Origin of the sequence: Stenotrophomonas sp. GD04024 (genome assembly GCF_029837545.1) — a bacterium.
Lineage (GTDB): Bacteria > Pseudomonadota > Gammaproteobacteria > Xanthomonadales > Xanthomonadaceae > Stenotrophomonas > Stenotrophomonas forensis.
The window spans coordinates 1-3445 of sequence record NZ_JAOEDV010000147.1 but is presented as its reverse complement, the minus strand read 5'-3'; the positions used below and the strand labels follow the sequence as shown (position 1 = coordinate 3445).

Annotated in this window: 5 protein-coding genes; 3 read left to right on the top strand and 2 right to left on the bottom strand. The window is 68.8% G+C overall.

Annotation, left to right across the window (positions count from 1 at the left end; genetic code table 11):
- The coding region (gene pdxH, locus N7590_RS21980; RefSeq protein WP_279935904.1) for a pyridoxamine 5'-phosphate oxidase at positions 1-593 on the bottom strand (593 nt) is incomplete at its 3' end.
- A 40-nt stretch (positions 594-633) separates the two neighbouring features.
- Here pdxH and N7590_RS21975 point away from each other — a divergent pair.
- A complete protein-coding gene (locus N7590_RS21975) occupies positions 634-1461 on the top strand; it encodes a kinase (protein ID WP_164241827.1) in 828 nt (275 codons plus the stop codon).
- A 6-nt stretch (positions 1462-1467) separates the two neighbouring features.
- Here the strand turns inward: N7590_RS21975 and N7590_RS21970 are convergent, their stop codons facing one another.
- Positions 1468-1671 carry a dodecin family protein gene (locus N7590_RS21970; RefSeq protein ID WP_005410663.1) on the bottom strand — a complete coding sequence of 68 codons (204 nt, stop codon included), beginning with the start codon at positions 1669-1671 and terminating at the stop codon, positions 1468-1470.
- A 98-nt stretch (positions 1672-1769) separates the two neighbouring features.
- On the opposite strand from N7590_RS21970, the gene N7590_RS21965 reads away from it, so the two are divergent.
- Positions 1770-2312, top strand: a complete 543-nt coding sequence (locus N7590_RS21965; RefSeq protein WP_053512073.1) for a shikimate kinase — start codon at positions 1770-1772, stop codon at positions 2310-2312.
- A complete protein-coding gene (aroB, locus tag N7590_RS21960; RefSeq protein WP_053512072.1) occupies positions 2309-3421 on the top strand; it encodes a 3-dehydroquinate synthase in 1113 nt (370 codons plus the stop codon). Before N7590_RS21965 ends, aroB begins: the two co-directional genes overlap by 4 nt.
- Positions 3422-3445: the final 24 nt, after the last annotated feature.

The following is a 3445-nucleotide window of genomic DNA, read 5'->3' as shown; positions in this document are numbered from 1 at the left end:
TACAGCAGCCGCTTGCTCCAGCGCCCTTCGGCACCGGCCTCATAGCACCAGCGCTCGTGCAGGCGGAACTGCGCGCCGTACCAGAATTCGATGCGGTCGGGCACCACGCGCAAGCCGCTCCAACCCTCCGGGCGCGGCACGTCCTTGCCCTCGAAGCGGGCTTCGATCTCGGCCACGCGCGCGTCGAATTCCTCACGCGTCGCCAGCGTCTTCGACTGCTGCGAGGCCCACGCGCCGATCTGGCTCATGCGCGGGCGGCTGGCGAAATAGGCATCGGCCTCGGCGTCGGCCACCTGCTCGACACGGCCTTCGATGCGCACCTGGATGCCGGCTTCGCGCAGGCTGCGCCACAGGAACAGCAGCGCGGCCTGCGGATTGGCCTGCAGTTCCTGGCCCTTGTGGCTGTCCAGGTGGGTGTAGAACACGAAGCCGCGCTCGTCGAACGCCTTCAGCAGCACTGTGCGCGCCGACGGCCGGCCGTCGACATCGGCGGTGGCCACGGCCATCGCGTTCGGCTCGACCTCGCGGCTCTGTTTGGCCTCTTCGAACAGGCCGGCAAACGTGGACAGGGCTTCGGCGTACAGGTCGCTCATGATTGCGTTCTTCTCACACGGTTTGGGCTATTGTGGCTGCATGGTCGCTGCTGCGTATATGCCCCAGGTGAAAGGATTTCCCGAAACATTGGCCGAACGGGTTCTGGACGATGTGCTGGGCAGCGGCACGGCAGTTCCAGTATTGGCGATCAGCGGCCTGCAGGGGAGCGGCAAATCGACGCTGGCCGCGCAGGTGGTGGCACGCGCCCAGGCACGCGGCCTGAACGCGGCCACGCTGTCGATCGATGACGTCTACCTCACCCGGCTGCAGCGCCAACGGCTGGCCCGCCAGGTTCACCCGCTGCTGATCACCCGTGGCCCGCCCGGCACCCACGATCTGCCACTGGCCCACGCCGTGCTCGACGCCGTGGCCGCGCGCCAGCCCTTCGCGATGCCACGCTTCGACAAGCTGGCCGATGAGCGCCTGCCCGAGGCGCAGTGGCCACGCCTGCAACAACCGCTGGACCTGCTGGTATTCGAAGGCTGGTTCCTCGGCACGCCCGCGCAGGATGACGACGCGCTGGACGCGCCACTGAACGCACTCGAACGCGAGGCCGACACCGATGGCCGCTGGCGGCGATGGTGCAACCAGGCGCTGGCCCGCGACTACCCGGCGCTGTGGCAGCGCTGCCACCGCCTGTGGTTCCTGCAGCCACCGGACTTCTCGGTGGTACCACGCTGGCGCTGGCAGCAGGAACAGAATCTACAGGCGGCACAGCCGGGCCGGCACGGCATGAGCCGGCCTCAGCTGGAGCGCTTCGTGCAGTACTACGAGCGGGTCAGCCGCCAGGCGCTGCAGGCCCTGCCCGCCCTGGCCGATCACGTGGTGGTGCTTGACGGGCAGCGCCAGGTGCAGGACGTGCGCTGAGGCCACCTACTCCACCAGGAACGTCACCCGCAGGTTGACCCGCCATTCGGTGATCTCGCCACTGCCGTTGGTGACCACCTTGGTCTCGTTCACCCAGGCGCCCTGGATGCCCTTGACCGTCTCGGAGACCTTTTTCAGTCCGCTGCGCACGGCGTCCTCCACGCTCTTCGGCGAGGAGGCGGTGATTTCGATGACCTTGGCGACCGTCATGGCCTGTACTCCGGCTGGCGCGGGAGACCCCGCAGGAACGCCTACCCTGACGTGAAGAACGTAAAGGCCGGGGCACGGAGGTGTTAGCATCAGAGGGCATGAATCCTGCTCCGAACCTGATCCTGATCGGCCCGATGGGCGCCGGCAAAACCTGCATCGGCCGCCGCCTGGCCGAGCGCTTCACGCTGGACTTCGTCGATGTCGACCAGGCCATCGTCGATGCCGCCGGCGCCAGCATCCCCACCATTTTCGAGCATTCGGGCGAAGCCGGCTTCCGCAGCCATGAACGCGAGGCACTGGCACGCGTGCTGGAAGGCCGTGGCCAGCTCGTCTCCACCGGCGGCGGTGCGGTGCTGGACCCCGGCAACCGTGCGCTGATCGCCCGGCGTGGTTTCGTGGTCTACCTGCGGGTCAGCGTGGCCGCGCAGCTGGACCGCCTGGCCCGCGACAAGGGCCGGCCGTTGCTGCAACGTCCTGACCGCGAGCAGGTGCTGCACGATCTGGCCGCACACCGCGATCCGCTGTACCGCGAGCTGGCCGACCTCACCCTCGATACCGACCCGTATACCGCTGCCGATGCGACCGCCCAGCTGGTGGTCAAGCTGGCCACGCAATGGCAGCGCCAGGACCTGACCGCATGACTTTCCCCGCACCGCTGCAGGTCGCCGTTGGCGGCGACCGCCCCTACTCCATCACCATCGGCGCCGGTGCCCAGGCCGACGGCACCGCACTGGCCTCGCACGTACGCGGCCGCCATGTGCTGCTGCTCAGCGACAGCGAAGTCGCCCCGCGCTATCTGGCGTCGGTGAAGCAGACGCTGCTGGCGGCACGTCCCGACCTGATCATCGGCGAACACGTGCTGGCTGCGGGGGAAGCCTCCAAGACCCTGGCCGAGTTCGGCCGCGCCATCGAAGCGCTGGCCACGTTGGGTGCCACCCGCGATGCCTGCGTGTTCGCGCTGGGCGGCGGCGTGGTCGGCGACCTGGCGGGCTTCGCTGCTGCGTGCTGGATGCGTGGCGTGGACTGCGTGCAGTTGCCGACCACCCTGCTGGCGATGGTCGACTCGTCGGTGGGCGGCAAGACCGCGGTGGACATTCCGGCCGGCAAGAATCTGGTCGGCGCCTTCCATCCGCCACGCGCGGTGATCGCTGATACCCGCGTACTGGCCACCCTGCCACCACGCGAACTTCGTGCCGGCCTGGCCGAAGTGGTGAAGTACGGTGCGCTGGGCGATGCCGCCTTCTTCGACTGGCTGCAGCAGAATGCCGAGGCGCTGGTTGCTGGCGTAGACGACGTGCTGTCCGAAGCGATCGCACGCAGCTGCCGGCACAAGGCCGCGATTGTCGAACGCGATCCGTTCGAGAAGGGCGAGCGCGCCCTGCTCAATCTCGGCCACACCTTCGGCCATGCCATCGAGACCGAACAGGGTTACTCGGCCCCCGGCCGCGATGCGCTGAACCACGGCGAAGCGGTGGCGGTGGGCATGGTGCTGGCGGCGAAGCTGTCCACCGATCTCGGCCTGGCCGACGATGCCGATCGCGCTCGCCTGCAGGCACTGCTTGAACGCCTCGGCCTGCCGGTGGCGATCCCGGCCGGGCTGGACCCGCAGGCCCTGCTCGGCCGCATGCGGCTGGACAAGAAGAACGTGGCCGGCCGCCTGCGCCTGGTGCTGTGGCGGGGCATGGGCCGTGCCGAAGTGGTGCCGGACGTGGATGAGGCAGCGGTGCTGAAGGTGCTGTCGGCCCGGTAATGCCGGCCGCTGGCCGGCAATCCT

Bases quoted from the DNA above. Each gene is read 5' to 3' on its own strand.
- N7590_RS21975 (WP_164241827.1), top strand. From the start codon at position 634: ATGGTCGCTGCTGCGTATATGCCCCAGGTGAAAGGATTTCCCGAAACA.
- N7590_RS21970 (WP_005410663.1), bottom strand. From the start codon at position 1,671: ATGACGGTCGCCAAGGTCATCGAAATCACCGCCTCCTCGCCGAAGAGC.
- N7590_RS21965 (WP_053512073.1), top strand. From the start codon at position 1,770: ATGAATCCTGCTCCGAACCTGATCCTGATCGGCCCGATGGGCGCCGGC.
- aroB (WP_053512072.1), top strand. From the start codon at position 2,309: ATGACTTTCCCCGCACCGCTGCAGGTCGCCGTTGGCGGCGACCGCCCC.